Source organism: Schaalia sp. (assembly GCF_050312375.1).
Classification (GTDB): Bacteria; Actinomycetota; Actinomycetes; order Actinomycetales; family Actinomycetaceae; genus Pauljensenia; species Pauljensenia hyovaginalis.
Genome location: NZ_JBNOYB010000057.1, coordinates 1 through 19,830 on the forward strand (window position 1 = coordinate 1; position 19,830 = coordinate 19,830).

The following is a 19,830-nucleotide window of genomic DNA, read 5'->3' on the forward strand; positions in this document are numbered from 1 at the left end:
GCTCTCGCCGCCGCGGCGGCGGCCTTCTTGATGCGGTCGGGGCGGAATCCGGACCAGTGGTCGTCGGCGGTCATGACGACGGGGGCCTGCTGGTAGCCGAGGCCCTTGATGTACTCGAGCGCTTCAGCGTCCTCGGTGACGTCGATCTTCCGGTAGTCGAGGCCCTGCTTGTCGAGGGCGCGGTACGTCGCCTCGCACTGGGGGCACTGGGGCTTGGAGTAGACGGTGATCGTCATCTGAGGCTCCTTGGGAAGGGGGATCGTGCGGGTTTCTCACTCGCGATCCGGGATGGGGACGCTGTTCCGGAGCAGTGCTTCCGAAGATGTCTTCACACTACACCTTGTGTTGCATCCGGGCTACGGGCACAAGATGTTGTGTTCCTCCCTCATTCGGGGTCGTCCTGTGGATAGCGCTTCCCGGCGGTGTGGATCGAGTGTGGACGGGGTGTGGGAGAGGGGTCGCGATGGGGATGCGCGAGGGCCCGTCCCCGGATCGGGGAGGATCGATCCGGCCCATGATCATGCGGAAAATGACATGCGTGTGATTCGGCGTCCCCGTGTCCACAGCTGTGGGGAGTCTCAGTTCACATGCGTGCACAGAATTGTGGATAAGTGTGGATAACTCTTCGCGAGGAATGCGGAAATCCCCTGACGCCCTCGGCGTGTCGCCCCATGAGCCCCCGTGCCGCGCGAGCGGAATCCTCACCCCTGCGCTCACGGACCGAGGAGCCTTAGCATTCGACGACGTTGACGGCCAGACCGCCCGCCGAAGTCTCCTTGTACTTCGAGAGCATGTCATTGCCGGTCTGCCGCATCGTCTCGATGACCGCGTCGAAGGACACCTGATGACGCCCGTCCGACCACAGCGCCATGCGCGCCGCGTTGATCGCCTTCACCGCGGCGATCGCATTGCGCTCGATGCACGGGATCTGAACGAGACCCGCAACCGGGTCGCAGGTGAGCCCGAGCGAATGCTCCATCGCGATCTCCGCGGCGTTCTCCACCTGCTCGGGGCTCCCGCCGAGGGCCTGGGCCAATCCCGCCGCCGCCATCGCCGACGCCGATCCCACTTCGCCCTGGCACCCGACCTCGGCGCCCGCGATCGAGGCGTTCGTCTTGATGAGAGCCCCGATCGCCGTCGCGGCGAGGAGGAAGTCGTGAACGGCGCGACGCCGGCGCTCGTGCGCTTCACCCCCGTTCGCCCGGTCCGATGCCAGTCGAAGCCTCGCGAGGGGGGCCGAAGCCGGCCCGCACTCGCACGGGCCGGAGGCCGCGCCCAGGGAGGCCCCGGCCTCCGGGCAGTAGGAGACGAGGTATCCGAGCACGGCCGGCACGACGCCCGCCGCCCCGTTCGTGGGAGCCGTGACGATCCTGTGACCCGCCGCGTTCTCCTCGTTGACGGCGAGCGCGAAGAGATTCACCCAATCCATGGCCCGCATCGGATCCTCCGGAGTCGACGCCCAGTGCGAGCCCGGGGTCGGCGAACCGCCGGAAAGAGCGCGGGCGAAGAGCTTCTCGGACAGGGACTTGGCGCGCCGAGGGACGTCGAGGCCCCCGGGCAGGATCCCCGACGCGGAGCACCCCGCATCGATGCAGTCGAACATGGAGTCCGCGACGGCGTCCAAGTAGCCCTCGAGCTCGGCGCGACTGCGCACCGACTCCTCGTTCCGCCGGACGAGCTCGGCGATGGAGAGCCCGTGATCGTGGCACTCGGCCAGAAGGCGGGCCCCCGTGGAGAAGGGGTGGGGCACGGGAACGTCGATCGTCGCCGCGGACTCCCCCGCGACCAGGGAGGCGACCCGCGGGTCGAGGACGTCCTCATTGGTCTGCACCATGACGAAACCGCCGCCGACCGAATAGTAGGTGCGGCGCAGCACGACATCGTCGCCGCCCGTCGATCCGGCCCGCCCGCCCTCGTCGATCGTCGTCCCCGAGGGCGGACGGGAAGGCGAAGCGCAGGCCGAACGGGCCGTGATCGTCAGCGCATTCACGTGATAGGGCAGAACCGTGCGCGGCAGGAAACGGATGTCGCGCGCCACGTCGAAGGCGAGGGCGCGGCCGCCGGGCAGCTCCAGGCGACCCGTGTCCGCGATCCGGGGGAGGAGTCCCTCGACCTCGTCGACGCGGACGCTCTCCGGCGCGAAGCCCGACAGCCCGAGCAGCACGGCCCGGTCGGTGCTGTGCCCGCGGCCCGTGGCGCCGAGCGAACCGTACAGGTCGATCTCGATCGAATCGGGGGCCTCGAGGGATGCGAGCTCCGTGGTGAAATCGAGGCCCGCCCGCATCGGTCCCACGGTGTGCGAGGAGGACGGGCCGATCCCGATCCGGAACATGTCGAACACGGAGAGCGGGTGCGCCGCAGCCGCTGCGGGAACCTCCCCCGACACGAGAGCGGCGGGCGTGGGCGCGCCGGAATCGAAGCGGTCGGGAGCGGGTTGGAAGGAGGCGGGCTGGGCAGTCATGGGGAATATTGTGCCCGTTCGGCGAGCGCGGGGCGATGAGCGCGCCCCGTCGTCGGGAGTGGGTCGACTCATACGGGCGGGCGGAGCGGGTTTGTAGACTTCCCCCATGACGAGACTGCAGTTGCCCGACCGCGAGAAGGTCCTCGCCGTCATCCAGTGCGCGATGCCGATGGAGGCCGAGCCCCTGGCGGGGATCCTCGAGGCGCCCGAGGGCGAGGACTCGCCCGTCGAGCTGCGCTTCGGGCACCCGTCCGGCTTCGAGCAGAGCTTCAGGCTCGGCCGGATCGACGGCCTGCCCGTACTGCTCGCAGTGTCCGGCATCGGCCTTGCGAATGCCGCTTCGGCGACGGCCCGCGCCCTCGCCCTCGTCGATGCGCAGATCGTCATCGCCGCGGGAACCACCGGCGGACTGGCCCGCGAGATCGAGGTCGGGGATATCGCCGCCGGCGTGACGACGATTTACGGCGCGGCCGATGCCACGGCCTTCGGATACGCGCCCGGCCAGGTGCCGGGAATGCCGGTCGACTACACGACGGCTCCGGCCACGATCGCCCAGGTCGAAGCCCTCGGCGGGGGGCTGGAGCACCCGGTGCGCGCAGGTCGTGTCGTCTCCTCCGATTCCTTCATCACCGCGCCGCTCGCGGACCCGATGCGCGAGCGCTTCCCCGACGCGATCGGCGCCGACATGGAGACCTGTGCGATGGCGCAAGTCGCCTGGTCGGCGGGCGTGGACTGGGTGAGCCTGCGGGCGGTGTCCGACCTGTGCGGTCCGAGTGCGGACCAGGACTTCCACATGGATTCCGAGGAGGCGGCCCGTCATTCCGCGGCCGCCGTCCGCGCCTTCCTCCGCTCGAGGGCGGCCTCATGATGCGGGTCCTCATGGTGTGCACGGGGAACATCTGCCGCTCCACGATGGCGCACCAGCTGCTGGACGAAGCGGTGGAGGCGGCGGGACTCGCCGCTGAGATCGAGGTGGATTCCGCCGGCGTCTCCGACGAGGAGGAGGGCAACCCGATCGATCGGCGGGCGGCGCGGGTCCTGCGCGAGAACGGGCACGGCGTCCCCGACCATCGGGCGCGTCAGGTGCGTTCCGATGAGCTCGGGCAGTGGGACCTCGTCCTGGCGATGACCGGGCACCACCTCGCCGCGTTGAATCGACTGCGTGAACGCGCGGGGCTCCGCGGAGCGGATCGTCCCGAGACCCGCCTGTTCCGCGACTTCGATCCCGAGGCGCGTCCCGGCGACACGGATCTGCCCGACCCCTGGTACGGGGGATACTCCGACTTCGTCGAGACTCTCGAGGTCGTCGAGCGCACGACGCCCTTCGTGCTCGCGCATGCGCGGGAGGCTCTCCGCTCCTCGTAGGGCCGGGCGGGAGGGCGGGTGGCCCGGCTATTCGCCTTCGGCTGCCTGCGGGGTCGGGGTGCTTGCCAGCACCTCGCGTCCCGGAGGCCGGAAGGGCCCCAGGTTCGTCCCTCGTGTTCTTCGGCGAATGAGGCATATCGCATACTCGGTTTCCGTGCTTCGGCGTGCATTGCGCGATAAATGGGATAGCATTGAATACCCGGTTTCTTTATCGGCAAACCAGTGGTCGGCCTCCGCGCCGGGTGAGGGTCCCTGCCGGATGCCGGACTCCCCTTCACCAGTGTGGTTGCACAACGAGAGGACACGACCAGCCGATGAGAAGACTCAAGTCCGGTGTTGCGGCGATTTCGATCGCCGCGCTCGCCTTCGCTCTGACAGGACCGGCGTTCGCCGCCCCTCTGGCGACCGATCTGGGCAATATCGACCAGAACGCGAAGGGCGCGATCAAGATCCACAAGTACGAGTCCGGCTCACTCGCCCCCGAGACGGCGAGCCCCACCGGAACGCCGGAGGCGAAGGGCGCACCGGTTCCCGGCGTCGTTTTCACCGCTTACCGGATCACCAATGTCGACCCGAAGAAGCAGGCCGACTGGGAGATGATGTCGAAGATCAAGGTCCCTGCGGACGCCTGCGGGGCGAACTGGACGACCCCGACGCTCACGCTTGCCGACGGTAAGAATACTTCCGCTATTTTCGCTGAAGGCAAGGCCTCGGAGCAGACCAATGCCCAGGGCGAGGCCTCCATCAGCGATCTGTCCGTCGGCCTCTACCTCCTGTGCGAGACCCAGGCTCCGGCATCCGTGCAGAAGCGCGCAATGCCCTTCCTCGTCTCCATGCCGACGCCGAATCCGACGGCCGATGCGGCCAGTGGTTGGCTCTACGAGGTCAACGTCTATCCGAAGAACGTCGTCATCGAGGCTCCGAAGAAGGGGATCGCGGTGACGAAGAACGGTCTGAAGACTGACGACCAGATCGAATACCCGGTCACCGTCAAGGTCCCCTCGATCGCCAAGACCGACCAGTTCACCTACTTCATGGTCAATGACGTCATGCAGACGGGCAATGTCTCAGGCTCCGTGCCCGCAGTCGAGATCAAAGAAGCGGATGCTTCGAGCTTCACGGCGGTCGATGTGAATCTGTACAAGGTCGACACGACCACGGGGACGACGATCTCCTTCACGCGAGCGGGTCTGAGCTATCTTCAGCAGAGGCCGAACGCCCAGGTGCGCGTCACCTATAAGGCGATGGCGAACACCATCACCGCCAACGGCGAGATCCCCAACACCGCCAACTTCTACGTGAATACCGAACCGAAGACGGATAATCCGCCGGAGCCCCCGACGACTCCGCCGAACGATCCGCAGGTTCCCCCGTTCCCGACGAACACCGTGAAGTCCTCCTGGGGCGACCTCGTGATCACGAAGACCGACAAGGGCAACAACAAGCCCCTCTCCGGCGCCACCTTCGAGATCTACAACGCGACCGATCCCTTCGCCGCTGACTGCTCCACTCAGAAGTCGACAGGGGATGCGATTGCGGTCGACGGCAAGACCGAGTTCACTACCAATGCTGAAGGCAAGGTGGTGATCGAGGGCCTCTTCGTCGATTCGAAGGAGTTCCCGGCCGGAACTGTCGAAGACGCGATGGCACTCGATCACGCCAAGCGCTGCTACGTCCTCAAGGAGACCGCGGCTCCGGCCGGCTACGTCATGCCCGCAGACCCCTTCAAAGCCGTGGCCATCCAGGCGGGCACCACGACTGCTGACGATGTGACGATCAACAACACCAGGGTCCCGATCGTCGACATGCCGATGACCGGTGCCAACGGTCGTCTCCTCATGATCATCGGCGGCAGCGCCCTCGCCCTGACCGCCCTCGGAGCCGCCTTCATCCTCGCGAAGAAGCGCCGCTCTCAGGACTCGAAGGAACAGTGAGAACACGCCTCCTTCGGCGCTTCGGCGCCGAAGGAGGCGCACCTCCGTCTCGGATCGTTCGATCCGGCCCGCCCGCGATCATGGCGGACCGTCTGAAAGGACCCCCGTGCACCTCCCCTCCCGGCGTCGAAGCCTCGTCCCCGTCTCCGCCAGCCTGACACTCGCCCTCGCCTTCGCGGGACTCATCGGCACGGCCGCCCCCGCGAGCGCCGCCTTCACTCCGCAGGACACGGTCGCGGTGAAGGTCCTCTCCGACGGCACCCACTCGGGTCCGGGGACCGAAACCTTCGTCAACACGAAGAACGGCTACCATCCGGGGGACGACACCGCGAACGACGGCGTCGTCGCATCGGGAGACCTCGTCACCTACCAGATCGACCTCAACATCGTCGCCGGTGACGAACGCACACTCTGCATCTCCTTCACCGATCTGGGGGAGGGGAAGGCTCTCGAGCTCGCGGACTTCTCCAAGCTCTCCTTCTCCTCGCCCGTCGTCAAGGCCGTGAATGACGCGTCATGCGTCGGCGTCGCTCTCAAGATCGGGCGCGGCGCGGTCGCTCAGCTGAGCGGAACGGTCGGAGTGCGCGCCAAGGACACCGGCGGCAAAGCCGTCGGGGGCAACAAGATCCAGGCGACCCTGAGCAACGGCCCCTATTCGTCCAACTCGATCTCGAACGAGGTCACGGTCGTCTCGATCCCGATGGCCGACCTCACCGTCGACACCAAGGACAACTGGTACTCCCGCGACTACACGCAGACTTCAGAAGGCGGAGAGTTCCACATCGCGCCCCTTCCCCTTCAGCCGAACGGCTATTCCTCAGCGGGCATTTCAGCCAGCGGGGAATGGAAGACGGATATCGACGTCTCCTCATTCCCCGCGGGAACGACCTGGACGATCGACTCGACGCCCTTGACCCCCGTGAACGGCGTGCTCAAGGCGGTCTCGGGCTCCGGGGACAAGACCCTGAAATACGTGATCCCGGCGGAGGCGCTTCCCAAGGAGGGCTCCTCGCCCGCGGTCTACCAGGTCCGGCTCGAGGTCTCTCCCGACTCCTTCAAGCAGGGGGATCTCGCCAACATCCCCGATCCCGGGAACGGGCGCGATGCGCGCTATCCGACCTCCACCTACACCCATGAAGGAAATCCGGTCGGCGCCAAAGACGGCTCCCAAATGCCGAATAACAACTACTCCAAGGCGCTGTGGCGCTACTACGTGGAGCCGCCGGAGAGCATCTGGCGATACGACGTCGGAGCGCCGAGGAACCTCGATAAGACGCTCTTCGAAAAGGAGAACGTCCACTGGCAGACCGGCGACTGGTGGAACGAATTCGACAATGTCACCTACCCGTATTCTTCGGACTACAGCGGAAACCGTGAGGGTGTGACCGCCGACAACGCGCTCGCGCATCGGCTGACGATCCGACCGAGGAGCCTGTCTCAGGACACCCCGGCGTCTTCCGTCGTCGTCACGGACGCCATCAACACCGTAACGACGGAAGAAACGCATCGGCGCGAGGACTATGACACCTCGAAGGCGGTCGTCGTCACGGTCGACGGATCCCCGATCGACGCCTCGAAGTACACCGTCGAATGGCTCGTCGGCTCTGATTGGGTCGAAACAGACGCTGCGCCGGAAGGGGCGACGAGTTCGAGAGTCTCATTCGACGCCTCCGCCTTCACCACGGGCGTGGGCGGCAACTCCCGCGTGGAGGTGTTCTGGCCCGCGAAGGCTCGAAACGACTACGAGATGCCCATGGACAAGGGCAAGCTCCTCGTCTCCGAGGGCAACTTCTCGATGGATGCGGGGAAGTCCTTCTCCAATCCGTGGAAAGTCGAAGAACCTTTGATCTTTCCGACGGCACCGAATCTGACCAGCGGAATCACGAACGCCGATGAGGGGCAGCTCGTCGCCGGGAAAGATGGGCGATACCTGACCCATTGGGCCTTCACTCACAGGATTCAAGGACCGGCCTCCACGGAGGGCCACTCGGCGACCGCCACGCTCACCCTTGATCCCCTCTACGACCCCCAGACTCTCATCCTCAGTGAGGACTCGCCCTGGGAGATCGAATCGATCAACGCTCAGACCGTGGTGCTCAAGACCAAGCAGGGAGCTCCGCTCATCGCGAGCGGTCAGGATTGGACCTTCGGGGAGGCGTCCTTCAGTGTCAAGACCGTCGCCAATCCCTATGACGCTTCGGGTTCGGTCGTCGGCGTCATCTCCTCCAGCACGACCCTTAACTACCCGGCCGTGGGAGCGGTCCTCCCCGCAGGCACGACCGGGCCCTCAACGAGCTCGGCTTCCGCGTCCGTCAATTCCTCAACGGAGACCTCCGCTTTCATCGCCGCGGATCAGCGCAAGACTGAAATCTCCGACACCCTCGGATGGACCGCCTACGTCTCAATGGGGCGCGTTGCTGATTCCACTCAGTGGAAGCAGGAGATCAAGCTCCCGAACAATGGGGATATCGAATACATGAACGAGGTCAATACGACCAACGGTTACAATCCGGCCATTTCGATCGATCCTGCGACGGGTCTTGACACGAGCGGGCGCTATTCGGGGATCGGCAGGAGCAAGTACGAGGGCTCCTACACCCTCTCCGAGGTGACGGTGACGAACGCGCCGGCGGGGTCGAAGATCGTCTTCTCCTCGACCTCGGGCGGTTCGGGCGTCACGAAGACGATCGATGCGAATGGAACCGTTGATCTCACGGGGATCCCCGCTGATGCGAAGTTCATGCGCATCGAAGCGCAGGGCAACACCTCCGCGGCGCAAACGGCCGGTGCTCAGATCCACTTCACGATCACCCCGAAGGGCAATGCCGAGGGCGACGACTACCTCGCATGGCTCTCTCCGACAGTCGATCCCAGATCGGGCAAGACGATTCAGGCATGGCCCGACTATTCGCGGGTCGTCTCCTCCCAGATCTCGGGCATCGTGTGGAACGACCAGGACAAGGACACGCGAATCGGGAACGGCGATGCCCCCGAGAAGCGCTATTCCGGTGTCCACGTCGTGCTTCAGACGAAGGATCAGGCGGGGAAGTGGACGAATGTCCCCGGTCGGGAGACGACGACGAACGACAAGGGCGAGTACTCCTTCACCGGCCTGCATTCAGGTGACTACCGCGTGGTTCTGCCCAAGGTGGAGCGCAAAGACGCTTCCACCGAAGTGTCCGCGATCAACGGCTCCTCCGACGGCGCGGACGGCGACCTCAAGGCATCGGCCACGAACCGCTTCAATGTGAAGAAGCAGACCGAGCAGACCCGTTCAGGACGCAAGATCTTCACCTCATCGTCCTCGACCATTGAAGTGCGCCTCGGGATCGATGCGAGGTCCAGCGGTCACGACTACGGCTACTACACGCCGAACGCCGACCTCGGCCTCGACAAGAGCCCCGCCTCGGTGAAGGACAATGGCAACGGCACCCTTGATCTCACCTGGACCATCGACGTCGAGAACTCCGGGAACACGGCGCTTCGGGATCTGACGCTCAACGACCGGACGAGCTCTGAGGTCTTCAATGTCAAGGCGACGGCGAGCTTCACCCAGAAGGGCGAGATTCTCGGAGCGGTCGGCGCATACCCGAGCCAGAACAGTTCTGGAGTTTGGACGGATGAGGGCTACTCCATCGTCAGCGGAGGAAGAGTCATTCCGGTCGCCGGAGTGAAGGGCCGCATCCTGGGCGCAGTGGGATTCGGGCCCGCCGAATACGGGGGCTCTGCCGTGTGGACCGCCGAAGGCTACTGGCTGGTCGATTCAAAGGGCGCGGCCTCTCAGGTCGAAGGGCTCAGCGGAACGATTCTTGGAGCTGTCGGTTCGTGGCCGAAGACAGTGTTGCAATCGCAAGGCTCGGCCGTCTGGACTACAGAGGGCTACTGGCACGTGAAGCCCGACGGAACAGTATCGAAGATTTCACAGATCACGGGCTCGGTACGTGGCGCCACCGGTTCGACCCCTCTTGCCTACAGCGGATCGGGCGTGTGGACGACGGATGGCTACTGGCTCGTCCGATCCGATGGAACCGTGAACGAAGTATCCGGACTGAGCGGCGAGATCCAAGGGATCACCGGTGATTCCCCCCTGAGCGCCGGAGGCTCTGCCGTCTGGACCTCCGAGGGGTACTGGCTCATCGACGCCGACGGGAAAGCAACCTCGGTCGCCGGTATTTCGGGCACGATTCTGGGCGCGACTGGCGTGTCTCCCACCTCCAGTCGGGGAGGCTCTGCCGTGTGGACCTCCGAAGGCTACTGGCGCGTCGATTACACCGGTCATGCGACGAAAGTTTCGGGGATCACGGGCGACATTCTGGGCGCTGTAGGGAACGAGCCCCTGTCCAATGGAGGCTCGGGAGTCTGGACGAGCGATGGCTATTGGATCGTCTCCGAATACGGTTCGGTCGCCAAAGCAGAAGGAGTCCGCGGTGAGGTCCTCGGCGCGGTGGGCTTCAACCCGGCAACGATCGGCATGGGCTCAGGAGTTTGGACGAGCGAGGGATACTGGTTCGTGCAGCATGACGCCTCTTCCGCGAAGATTGAAGGGCTTAGCGGAAGCTCCCTCGGGATCGTCGCGGACCTGCCTCTCAATGGCGGTGTGGGGGTCTGGACGACGGATGGCTATTGGACGGCTGACCCGTACACGATGCAGGCGAATCTTGTTCTGCCTGTTCCTTCACAGACCTTCGACGCCCAAGTTCTCACTCCCTCTTCGGAGAAGCAGGAGACGGCACTCGACCAACGGAGCTGGGTCAACAGGTCCTACGCCCTGCCGATGACCCTGAAGCCGGACCAGACGGTGAGGGTGACGGTCACCGGCACGGTCGCCAAGCAGGAGAATGAACTGTGGGTCGGCAACCAGGCATGGACGAGCTCGGTGGAGACTCCGCGAGAAGGAATCACCGCCTATTCGAGCATCCCCGTTACGGGTACGAACATGGCCGCAGGAATCCCCGACATCCCTGTCCTCAGCAAGACGACCTCCCTCTTCCCGCAGGGCATCATCAATAACAAGACCTCCGGGACGAATTCGGCACCGGGCGTCGAATTGGAGAACCGCCCGGTCGATGACCTGTCCGACCAGACCCCGGCGAAGATCCCCGCTGCGGACGACATTCTCGGCGGCCTGTCCGGCGTCGTCTGGTACGACGAGGACGGCAACAACCAGCGCGATGACGCCGATCGACGGGTCGAGGGCATGAAGGTTCTCATCACCGACCTCGATGGCAACCCGCTCGGAGAGGCCTACACGAAAGCCGACGGCTCCTGGAAGGTCACAGGAATCCCCGAAGACACGAAGGTCATCGTGCGCTACGCCTCCACCGGCTGGCAGGGGAACGACAAGAACGGCGTGCAGCGCTCCTGGGCCCCGGTCCGGACGGGGGACCTGGATCCCCACTCGGCCGTGGACTCCGACTCCGACACGGTCGGGATCGTCAACGAAGGCCGAGGAGCTCAATCGACCTACAACATCCAATCCGGCTACGCCGACCTCGGCCTCCGTACGATCGACGCGCAGATCGCCCTCGTCAAGGGAGCGATCAAGGACACCGCTGACAAGGCCGAAATGGACGCGATCACGGCGGAGGACGAGCTCGACGAGCAACTCGCCACCCCGACGCCCGCCGATCCGCTTCCGACCGACATCGATCAGCTGGAAACCCCCGGACGCGTCGACGACGCGGATCGCGACCCGCGCACGCAGGCGTACACCTTCACCTACGCGAACACCGGTTCGGAGAAGCTCACTCACGTGAAACTGAGCGACACGACCGACCAGGGGAACCCCGCCGTCCTCGCACGGGGCGTCCTCGTCAAGCGCGCGACGGACGCGACGATCATCCAGGCGAAGCTCGACGCCGATGGGGTGCTCGTCGACGATGCGGGCGCGGAGATCGTCCTTGAACCGGGGGACAAGGTTCTCGGTCGTTATGCGATCGCCTTCACCGCCAGCGCCCCCGCGCACACGAACACGCTCAAGGTCACCGCGGGCATCACTCCCGATGGGACGAGCATCGTCGGCGAAGTCTCCGACTCCGACCCCTTCTCCGCCGCCTACGAGACGGTGCCGCCCCGCACCCTCATCCTGGAGAAGGCCGACGGGGACACCGCGCAGCCCCTGAAGAACGCCGTTCTCACTGTCCAGAAGACCACCCTCGGCGAACTGCCGACGGGCGATCCCGGGAACGCCGTGGTCGCCGGTGAGATCGGCACCTTCATCACCGACTCCACGGGGCGGATCCCCCTCTCCCTCAAATCCGGCGTCTACCGGATTCTCGAGAAGAACCCGCCCGTCGGATACGCCAAGCCCTCGGGAGTCTGGTACGTCCATCTCTCCTACGGCGCCGATGGCGAGCCCCGTCTGCTCGTCATGGCGACCCAAGGGCAGCCCGGGGCATCCGTCGACGCCCAGCCGAGCGACGGCGCCTGGGGCCGAGTCCGATTGACCAACGACAAGGTCCCGGGGGTCGCGATTCCGATGACCGGCGGACGCGCGGCGGATACGATCTACGCGGCGGCCCTCGTCCTCGCCCTCATCGCGGCACTCGGTGCGGCGGTGAAGAAGCGGCGCGAGACGCAGACTCGCGCCTACGAAGCGAAGCACTGATCGGATGCCGTCGGGGAAGCGGGCGTCCGTTCTCGTGGCGGGCGCCCGCCACCGATGGCAGACTCGGTGTTCATAGCGATCACCCACTGGGAAGAAGAAGTGCGAGTATTCCAACGCCGACCGGACATCGCCTCGATCCTCGTCGCCCTCGTCGCCTTCACGGCGCTCCTCGTGATGACCTACCCGACGGCGGCCGCCTGGAATACGCAGTACGGGCAGTCGAAGATCGTCGACGACTACGAGGCGCAAGTGGATGCGGCCTCGCCCGCGGCCGCGATCCAACTCGCCGAGGCGCACGCCTACAACGAGGCTCTGACCATGGGGGCCTCCTATGAAGCGGGGGCGAACATCCCGACATCGGAAGCGGAGAGCGCCTCAGCCTACGACTACGAGCGTCTCCTCACGGTGGGCGGCGGCCTCATGGCGCGCCTGCGAATCCCCTCCATCGACCTCGATCTTCCCGTTTACCACGGGACCGCCGAAGAGACCCTCCTCCAGGGAGTCGGGCACCTCAAAGGCACCTCCTTGCCCGTCGGCGGCGTCAACACGCATTCGGTCCTGGCCGCCCACAGGGGCCTCGCCGACGCGAAGATGTTCACCGACCTCGACAAAGTCGAAGTCGGGGACCATTTCACCATCGAAGTCCTCGGCGAGATCCTCGAATACGAGGTCCGTGCGACGCGGGTGGTCGATCCGGATGCGAACGAGCTCCTGGAACTCGTCGAAGGCGAGGATCTGATCACGCTGGTGACCTGTACGCCGCTGGGCATCAACTCGCACAGGATCCTCGTCACCGGGACGAGAGTGAACCCGGCCTCCCCGCAGGCCGAACGGTCCCTCGGCTCGAAGTCGGAATTACCGGGATTCCCCTGGTTCTTCATCTGGCTGGGGGCCGGTCTGCTCGGCTCGGTCTGGCTGGCCTTCGCCCTCGGGAAGAAGCCGGGGCAGTCGGCCCGGCCGGACCCCGCAAGTCGGCCCGGTCCCTCGCCTCAGGCGGACCTCGCAAGCCGGCCGGAGACCGGGATTCAGGATTCCCCGGAGACAGCGGCCTCCCCCTGATCCGCCGGAAGGCCCCCTGCGCAGGGGCGAGCGGAGTGGGCCAGCACCTCGCGTCCCGGAGGAGCCGCGAAGGAGATCGCGGTGAAGGTGAAGGCGATCAGGCCCGTGATCACGAAGATCCAGGCGATCGGGGCGCGGTCGGCGAGCGGTCCGAGGACGAGCATGCCCGCCGGCATGGCGAGGACCGCGACGATGTTCGTCACGGAGAAGACCCTGCCCATGAACTCCGCTTCGACGCCGGTCTGAAGGAGCGTCATGACGGGTGCGGAGAAGAAGGGGATCATCACGGCGAGGACGAACATGAGCGCGAAGATCGTCCAGAGGCCGACTCGGGCGCCGAGGAGCGGGGTGAGGCCGAATGCCGCCGACAGCAGTCCGAAACTCAGGCAGGAGACGAGGAGCATCCGCGACTGATTCCACTTGGCGCCCACCGAGGAGATGAGGATGCCGCCCAGGAGCATGCCCGCAGAGAAGGCGAGCTCAGTGGCCGTGAGGGGCCAGACCGCATCGGTGAAGTCCTTCGCGATGAACAGCGGCGTGAGGAACGAGGGCGCGACGACGAGCGTGAAGATCACCGTGTAGACGACGAGGATCCACGCGATGGTCCGGTGCCCGAAGGCGTAGCGGATGCCCTCGACGAGGTCGCGCGTGAAGGAGGTCCCGGCCTCGGCGCCCGAGCGGACGGTGGCGACGGGAATCGTGAGGACGATGCCGACGCCGATGACGGCGGTGACGACGTCGATCCAGAAGGTCGGGATGAGGCCGCCCCACCCGTAGACCGCGCCGGCGACGACCGGCGAGAGGAGGGCCATCGCGGATGCGATCGTCTGATTGATCCCGTTGATGCGCATGAGCTGGGCGGACGGCACCAGCTGGGGGAGGAGGGCGCTCACCGCGGGCTGCTGGAACCCTTGGCCGATGGAGCGGATCGCGACGGCCGCGAGGATGAGCCAGAGCGAGGCCTCGCCGAGCGCCATCCACGCGGCGAGTCCCAGGGTGACCAGGGCGATCACGGAGTCCGATGCGACGATGACCGTCTTGCGGTTCATCCTGTCCGCGAGCGTGCCCCCGAAGAAGGACACGATCGCCTGGGGGACGAAGGCGACGACGGAGTACAGCATGATGACCCACCCCTGCTTGAGGGTGAGGGTGAGGTGCCAGAGGATCGCGTACTGGACGATGCTCGATCCGAAGAGGGAGATCGCCTGGGCGCCGAGGAAGAGGCCGACGCGGCGCTTCCAGTCGGGGAATTCATCCTCGGCGGGACTCGGGTGGGGAGCGGGCTCGGCGGATTCCGCGGGCGAATCGGTCATTCCGGAAACCCTAGCAATCGCTTCCCCGTCTGACAATCGTTGGATAGACGGCGTGCGCCTCTCAACTTTCAGCGGACACGACCGCGTCGGCCCGATCGCGGCAGGCGGCGACGAGCTCGATGTTCGGGGCGTCCACCGTCCTCACCCAGTGGGCGGCGTCCGCGCGATCACGGCCGAAGGCCTCATGCCGGGCGATGAGTCTGCGGTACACGTCCTCGACGGGAGTGTCGATGTGAACGAGGAGGTCGATGAGGGCGCGGGCCTCGCGCCAGCCCTCCTCGTCGAGGGCGAGGTAATTCCCCTCGGTGATGACGATCCCCTCTGCGGGCAGGAGGATCGATGCGGCGATGGGCTCGTGCAGGTCGCGCCTGTAGTCGGGGGCGAGGACCGGTCCGCGGGCCCGGTGGACCCGTTCGAGCAGGGCGGTGAAGCCCCACACGTCGAAAGTGTCGGGCGCGCCCTTGCGATCGTGCCGGTCGAGATCGTCCAGGAGCGCGTTCGACATGTGGAAGCCGTCCATCGGGGCGAGGCCCGCGACCTCGACCCCCGCCGTCTCGAGGATCTCGGCGGTGAGCTGGGCGACGGTGGTCTTCCCGGTCCCCGGGGGCCCGGTCAGTCCGAGGACCCTCAGGTCCTCGCCGCGGGCGAGGCGGTGGAGGACGAGGTCGGCGACCTGCTGCGCGATCGACAGCGAGGCCAGCGCCCGCTCGCCTGAATGAGCGCGGGGGACGGCGACGGCGGAGGGGCCGTCTTCCGTGCCCGGATCAGCGGGGCCGCCCTCGATGATCATGATGCGAGGGCGTCAGGCCGTGATGATGGGGAGCGTCGACCAGGGGAAGTTGATCCACTTGTCGGTATTCCGCCACACGTAGTCGGGCTCGATGATCGAGACGGGCTTCTTGTAGATGACCGCGCACCGCGCATCGACCTTCACGGGCGCCTCCCCGTCGAGGGAGAGGCCGTGGGTGGCGATGAGGTCCATGACCATCTTGAGCGTCTTGCCGGAGTCTGCGACGTCGTCGACGACGAGGACGCGCTTCCCGTTCATCGCGGACACGTCCATGAGGGGCGGAAGGAGGACGGGCTCTTCGAGGGTCTGGCCGACGCCGGTGTAGAACTCGACGTTCATCGTGCCGCAGGCCTTGACATCCATCGCGTACGAGATTGCACCGGCGGGGATGAGCCCACCGCGGGCGATCGCGATGATGAGTTCGGGGATCCATCCGGACTCGACGATCTGGGTCGTGAGCTCGCGTGACGCGGTGCCGAAGAGCTCCCAGGTGAGGATTTCGCGCTCGGGGGCGTCTGATGCGTCCTTGCTCGTCGCCAGTCGGGTCGCGGACTGCTCGCTCATGTCACTCCTGTCGTCGTCGCCTGCGGGTGCTCCTCGGACCGGCGCTCCGATCTTCAGGTCTCCAGATTAGCCTCCGGGAGCGGTGCTCATGTGCCGTGCGGGGGCGGCTCGGGGCGATCGAAGGGCGTCGTTTCCGCCCGCCCCGCTGCTTCCTCGAGGGGAACGGGGGCCGCGCGCCGTCCCCGCGAGGCGACGGTGTAGCCGAATTCACCCGCCGCCGCGAGGGTGAGAAGCGAAGCCTGGGAGGAGGCGGCCCCTTAGACCCTCGTGTCTTCGCGCATGCGCGGGTCTCGACTCCTAGCGCCGATCGGGGGCATAGCATGACGCATCCTCGCCAGCTCCCTCGCGTAGGGCCCGCCGGGCTCGACCGGCTCGCCGTCTCGCGCCCACCAAAGGATCCGCTCGGGGTCGAAAACCCTCGCGCAGACCCCGCAGGAGGTGACGCGACGGGGCGCGCGGAAGAGGCGCCTCTGAGCCCCGCACTTCGGGCAGGTCCCCACCCAGGGCTCTTCGGGCCGGGGGAGCGAAGCGGGAAGCCGTGCGGAATCCGGCGCCCCGAGTGCGCGCGCCTGCTTCTTCCACACGGCATCGTGACGATGGCTCGCGCCGACCAGGGCGTGCGCGATCTCGTGAAGGATCACCCCGCGCACGGTGTCGGCGTCATAAAGCTCGGTCAAAGGGCCTGACAGGGTGATCGTCCTCGTCGAATGGATGCACGATCCCGCTCGGCGCCGCGCCGTGTCGAAACGGAAGCGCCAGTCGCCCAGGCCCGAGGCCTCCATGAGCGCGCGGGCCTGGGCGCGCGCGAGTTCGCGTTTCATCCGCGATTCGACCCCGCGGGGCTTCCGCTCCTCGCAGCGCCGAGGGCGGTTGCGGATTCCCGGATGACGATCTCTCCGGGCACGTCGACCTTCCGGGCGGGCAGGGCCCTGCCGGCGCGCTCGGCGTCGATCCTTTCGAGGAGGAGCTCGACGGCCGCGCGTCCGGCGCGGGCGAAATCTTGGCGGTACGTGGTCAGGCCGGGGTTCCAGATGTCGGCGATGGGGTGATCGTCGAAGCCGACGACGCTGATGGCGTCGGGCACGGCGCGCCCCTCTTCCTCGAGACCGCGGATCAGGCCCATGGCGAGTTCGTCGTTGCCCGCGAAGATCGCGGTGATGCCGGGATGTCCGGCGAGTTCGCGGCCCAGTCGCCTGGCGGAACCCGCTTCCCAGCCGCACTGCAAGGGGTCGGGTGCGACGACTCCGTGGTTCCTCAAGGAGGCCGCCCAACCGTCGGAGCGGCTCGTCCCGTCCGTGCGCGTGGGGACCTGAATGTGGTGGACCGTGCCGTGCCCGAGGCTGAGGAGGTAATCGGTGAGGGCCCGGCCGCCGTCCTTCTCGCAGAGGGAGACCTGGTCGTACTCCTCGCCGGGCCGGCCGCCGATCACGACGACGGGCATGGAGCGGGGGAGGGAGGCGAGCGCCTTTTCGGCGATCTCGTCGTATCGCAGAACGACGATGCCGCTCGGATTGAGGTCGAGGACGGCGTCGAGCGTCTCGGGGAGCGTGGTCGAATCCGCGTCGTCGAGCTTGGAGATCATCACCGAGTGACCGCGGGTGCGCGCCTCGTCCTCGATGCCTTGAATGGTCGTCGCGGAGCCGAACAGGGTGGTGTTCGTCGAAAGGACGGCGATGAGCTTCATCGTCGAGCCCTTGAGCCCCCGGGCGATCGAGCTGGGCCGATAGCCGAGGATCTCGATGGCGCGGGCGATCCTCTTCGACGAATCCTCGGACAGGTGCGAGGAGTTGTTGAGGTAGCGGGACACCGTTGAGACCGAAACGCCCGCGCAGGCGGCGACGTCCGAGATGACCGGTGTGCGCCGTTCTCTCTTGGGGCTCATGGCTCGTTTCCTTCTGGCGCGCGTTCGTCGATCGGGTCGGCGATGCTCATTTCACCGCGCCGCCGGTGATCCCCGAGATGATTTTCCGCTGCCCGACGATGAACAGGATGAGGAGGGGGAGGGTCATGAGGAGGATGTACGAGAAGATCAGGTGCCAGTTGTTCAGGTACAGGCCCTCACTGGCCACAGTGTACAAGTTCAATGGAAGGGTGTTCATCTTGCCCGAGAGGATGAAGAGGGCGTAGAAGACGTCGTTCCAGATGTACAAGACGATGAGGATCGTCGCCGAGGCGAGGGTCGGCTTCAGGAGCGGCAGGATGATCGTGAAGAAGATCCTCGCGGGGCCCGCGCCGTCGATCCGGGCAGATTCCTCAAGGGAAACGGGGATGGTCCTGATGAACCCGGTGATGAAGAAGATGACGATCGACAAATAGATGCCGACGTAGACGCAGATCATTCCGATCGCGCTCCCCGCGAGGCCGGTCATCCTCAGGAGCATCATGATCGTGATGATCGAGGGCGGCAGGATGACGCCGGAGATGAAAACCGCGTAGACGAGGGCCATTGATCTGGAGGTCCGGCGCGCGAGGATCCAGGAGGCCATCGCCCCGAAGAGGAGGGCGAGGAACACCGAGGGAGCGGTGACGATGAGGCTGCCGATGAGGGCCGGCCCCATCCGCCCCTGGGTGATGACGGTCTGGAAGTTCTCGAGGAGATGCCACTGGGTGGGCAGGGACATCCCCGGGATGACCGCTTCGGACTGGTTCTTCCCCGCGGTGACGACCGCGACCCACAGGGGGACGCCGAGGAAGCCGATGATGACGGCGAGGACGAGAAGCGCGTGGAGGGCTCCGCCGAGGAGGGGGCGGGCGCGGCGAGGGGCGCGAACGGGCGTGGTGTTCACAGGATCGAGTTCTCCCTTCGGCGCAGGGCCGTGATGAGCGGGATCGCCATGAGGGTCACGAGGACGAAGAGCACGAGGCTCATGGTGGTGGATTGGGCGTAGAGGCCCTTCCCGAACGTCCTCCAGATGAAGAGGTTGAGGATCTCGGTGGAGCCGCCGGGGCCCCCGTTGGTCAGTGACTGGACGATGTCGAAGGAGTTCATCGAGCCGAGGAGGGCCGTCGCGACGTTGAAGGTGAGCGCGGGCGCGATGAGGGGGAACTTGATGCGCCAGAACATCGCGGTCTTCGAGGCCCCGTCGATCGCCGCTGCCTCCAGGATCTCCTCGTCGATCGTCTTGAGCCCCGCCAGGTAGGTGAGCATCGAGAAGCCCATCCACTTCCAGGCGTGGACGACGGCGAGGATGACGAGGGTCCAGGTCGTGGATCCGAGCCATTGGATGCGGACATCCGTTCCGAGCCCCCAGCCGAGGATCTCGTTGAGCGCCCCGTCGGTCTTGAGGATCGCCTGCCAGATGTACCCGGCGGCGAGGGCGGACATGAGGACCGGGACGAAGAAGAGCGTGCGGCCCATTCGGTTGAGGGGCGTGTCTTTCTCGAAGAGGACGGCGAGGGCGAGGCCGAAGAAATTCTGGAAGAGGGCGACCAGGAGGGCGTAGATGATCGTGATGCGGATGTCGGCCAGCAGGGCGCCGGAAGTGAAGAGCGAGCGGAGGTTGTCGAGGCCGTTGAACTCGATGGTCTTCTTGAAGGCCGACCAGTCGGAGAACGCGTAGGCGAAGTTCATGACGGTCGGGACGACGAAGAAGACGAGGAGCATCGCGCCTGCGGGCACGAGGAAGAAGAGGGGGTGGTCGTGCTTCGGCCGCCCCTTCCGGGCGCGCGCCCGCGGCTCCGTCGTCGTAGTGGGTCTGGTGGTGCTGTGTGTCATGTGCTCCCCTTCGTGCGCTTCG

Annotated in this window: 14 protein-coding genes; 5 read left to right on the forward strand and 9 right to left on the reverse strand. The window is 66.2% G+C overall.

Going from position 1 to position 19,830, the window contains the following annotated elements:
• Together nrdH and ACQY7V_RS04695 are read right to left on the reverse strand one after the other, a co-directional pair.
• A partial coding sequence (gene nrdH / locus ACQY7V_RS04690; RefSeq protein WP_428639134.1) for a glutaredoxin-like protein NrdH occupies positions 1-236 on the reverse strand: 236 nt, incomplete at its 3' end.
• 494 nt (positions 237-730) lie between these two features.
• A complete protein-coding gene (locus ACQY7V_RS04695; protein ID WP_428639136.1) occupies positions 731-2,461 on the reverse strand; it encodes an L-serine ammonia-lyase, iron-sulfur-dependent, subunit alpha in 1,731 nt (576 codons plus the stop codon).
• A gap of 106 nt (positions 2,462-2,567) precedes the next feature.
• Between ACQY7V_RS04695 and mtnN the strand changes: the two genes are divergently transcribed.
• The 5 genes from mtnN (at position 2,568) to ACQY7V_RS04720 (ending at position 13,426) form a co-directional block, all read left to right on the forward strand.
• Positions 2,568-3,329 carry a 5'-methylthioadenosine/S-adenosylhomocysteine nucleosidase gene (gene mtnN, locus ACQY7V_RS04700; protein WP_428639138.1) on the forward strand — a complete coding sequence of 254 codons (762 nt, stop codon included), beginning with the start codon at positions 2,568-2,570 and terminating at the stop codon, positions 3,327-3,329.
• The gene (locus ACQY7V_RS04705) at positions 3,329-3,826 is read left to right on the forward strand and encodes a low molecular weight protein-tyrosine-phosphatase (RefSeq protein WP_428639149.1); all 498 of its coding nucleotides are present in this window, start codon (positions 3,329-3,331) and stop codon (positions 3,824-3,826) included. Before mtnN ends, ACQY7V_RS04705 begins: the two co-directional genes overlap by 1 nt.
• A gap of 314 nt (positions 3,827-4,140) precedes the next feature.
• Positions 4,141-5,760 carry a SpaH/EbpB family LPXTG-anchored major pilin gene (locus tag ACQY7V_RS04710; RefSeq protein WP_428639140.1) on the forward strand — a complete coding sequence of 540 codons (1,620 nt, stop codon included), beginning with the start codon at positions 4,141-4,143 and terminating at the stop codon, positions 5,758-5,760.
• A gap of 106 nt (positions 5,761-5,866) precedes the next feature.
• The gene (locus ACQY7V_RS04715) at positions 5,867-12,367 is read left to right on the forward strand and encodes an SdrD B-like domain-containing protein (RefSeq protein WP_428639142.1); all 6,501 of its coding nucleotides are present in this window, start codon (positions 5,867-5,869) and stop codon (positions 12,365-12,367) included.
• A 99-nt stretch (positions 12,368-12,466) separates the two neighbouring features.
• Entirely contained in the window at positions 12,467-13,426 is a 960-nt protein-coding gene (locus ACQY7V_RS04720; RefSeq protein ID WP_320772162.1) for a class C sortase, read from the forward strand.
• Here the strand turns inward: ACQY7V_RS04720 and ACQY7V_RS04725 are convergent.
• The 7 genes from ACQY7V_RS04725 to ACQY7V_RS04755 form a co-directional block, all read right to left on the reverse strand.
• Positions 13,393-14,739: an MFS transporter gene (locus tag ACQY7V_RS04725; protein ID WP_320772161.1), complete on the reverse strand. Its 1,347-nt coding sequence runs from the start codon at positions 14,737-14,739 to the stop codon at positions 13,393-13,395. The two genes, ACQY7V_RS04720 and ACQY7V_RS04725, sit on opposite strands and share 34 nt — an antisense overlap.
• Positions 14,740-14,800: 61 nt before the next feature.
• Positions 14,801-15,529, reverse strand: a complete 729-nt coding sequence (locus ACQY7V_RS04730) for an AAA family ATPase (RefSeq protein ID WP_154475476.1) — start codon at positions 15,527-15,529, stop codon at positions 14,801-14,803.
• 12 nt (positions 15,530-15,541) lie between these two features.
• Positions 15,542-16,093, reverse strand: a complete 552-nt coding sequence (locus ACQY7V_RS04735; protein ID WP_154475474.1) for a phosphoribosyltransferase — start codon at positions 16,091-16,093, stop codon at positions 15,542-15,544.
• 257 nt (positions 16,094-16,350) lie between these two features.
• Positions 16,351-16,914, reverse strand: a complete 564-nt coding sequence (locus ACQY7V_RS04740) for a SprT-like domain-containing protein (RefSeq protein WP_428639146.1) — start codon at positions 16,912-16,914, stop codon at positions 16,351-16,353.
• Positions 16,911-17,975 carry a LacI family DNA-binding transcriptional regulator gene (locus ACQY7V_RS04745; protein ID WP_154475470.1) on the reverse strand — a complete coding sequence of 355 codons (1,065 nt, stop codon included), beginning with the start codon at positions 17,973-17,975 and terminating at the stop codon, positions 16,911-16,913. Before ACQY7V_RS04745 ends, ACQY7V_RS04740 begins: the two co-directional genes overlap by 4 nt.
• A gap of 46 nt (positions 17,976-18,021) precedes the next feature.
• Positions 18,022-18,879, reverse strand: coding sequence for a carbohydrate ABC transporter permease (locus tag ACQY7V_RS04750; RefSeq protein WP_235362289.1), 858 nt, complete (start codon positions 18,877-18,879; stop codon positions 18,022-18,024).
• The gene (locus tag ACQY7V_RS04755; protein WP_154475468.1) at positions 18,876-19,808 is read right to left on the reverse strand and encodes a carbohydrate ABC transporter permease; all 933 of its coding nucleotides are present in this window, start codon (positions 19,806-19,808) and stop codon (positions 18,876-18,878) included. The genes ACQY7V_RS04750 and ACQY7V_RS04755 overlap by 4 nt, the downstream gene beginning before the upstream one ends.
• Positions 19,809-19,830: the final 22 nt, after the last annotated feature.

Bases quoted from the DNA above. Each gene is read 5' to 3' on its own strand.
- ACQY7V_RS04710 (WP_428639140.1), top strand. From the start codon at position 4,141: ATGAGAAGACTCAAGTCCGGTGTTGCGGCGATTTCGATCGCCGCGCTC.
- ACQY7V_RS04705 (WP_428639149.1), top strand. From the start codon at position 3,329: ATGCGGGTCCTCATGGTGTGCACGGGGAACATCTGCCGCTCCACGATG.
- ACQY7V_RS04740 (WP_428639146.1), bottom strand. From the start codon at position 16,914: ATGAAACGCGAACTCGCGCGCGCCCAGGCCCGCGCGCTCATGGAGGCC.
- ACQY7V_RS04735 (WP_154475474.1), bottom strand. From the start codon at position 16,093: ATGAGCGAGCAGTCCGCGACCCGACTGGCGACGAGCAAGGACGCATCA.
- mtnN (WP_428639138.1), top strand. From the start codon at position 2,568: ATGACGAGACTGCAGTTGCCCGACCGCGAGAAGGTCCTCGCCGTCATC.
- ACQY7V_RS04730 (WP_154475476.1), bottom strand. From the start codon at position 15,529: ATGATCATCGAGGGCGGCCCCGCTGATCCGGGCACGGAAGACGGCCCC.
- ACQY7V_RS04755 (WP_154475468.1), bottom strand. From the start codon at position 19,808: ATGACACACAGCACCACCAGACCCACTACGACGACGGAGCCGCGGGCG.
- ACQY7V_RS04695 (WP_428639136.1), bottom strand. From the start codon at position 2,461: ATGACTGCCCAGCCCGCCTCCTTCCAACCCGCTCCCGACCGCTTCGAT.
- ACQY7V_RS04725 (WP_320772161.1), bottom strand. From the start codon at position 14,739: ATGACCGATTCGCCCGCGGAATCCGCCGAGCCCGCTCCCCACCCGAGT.
- ACQY7V_RS04745 (WP_154475470.1), bottom strand. From the start codon at position 17,975: ATGAGCCCCAAGAGAGAACGGCGCACACCGGTCATCTCGGACGTCGCC.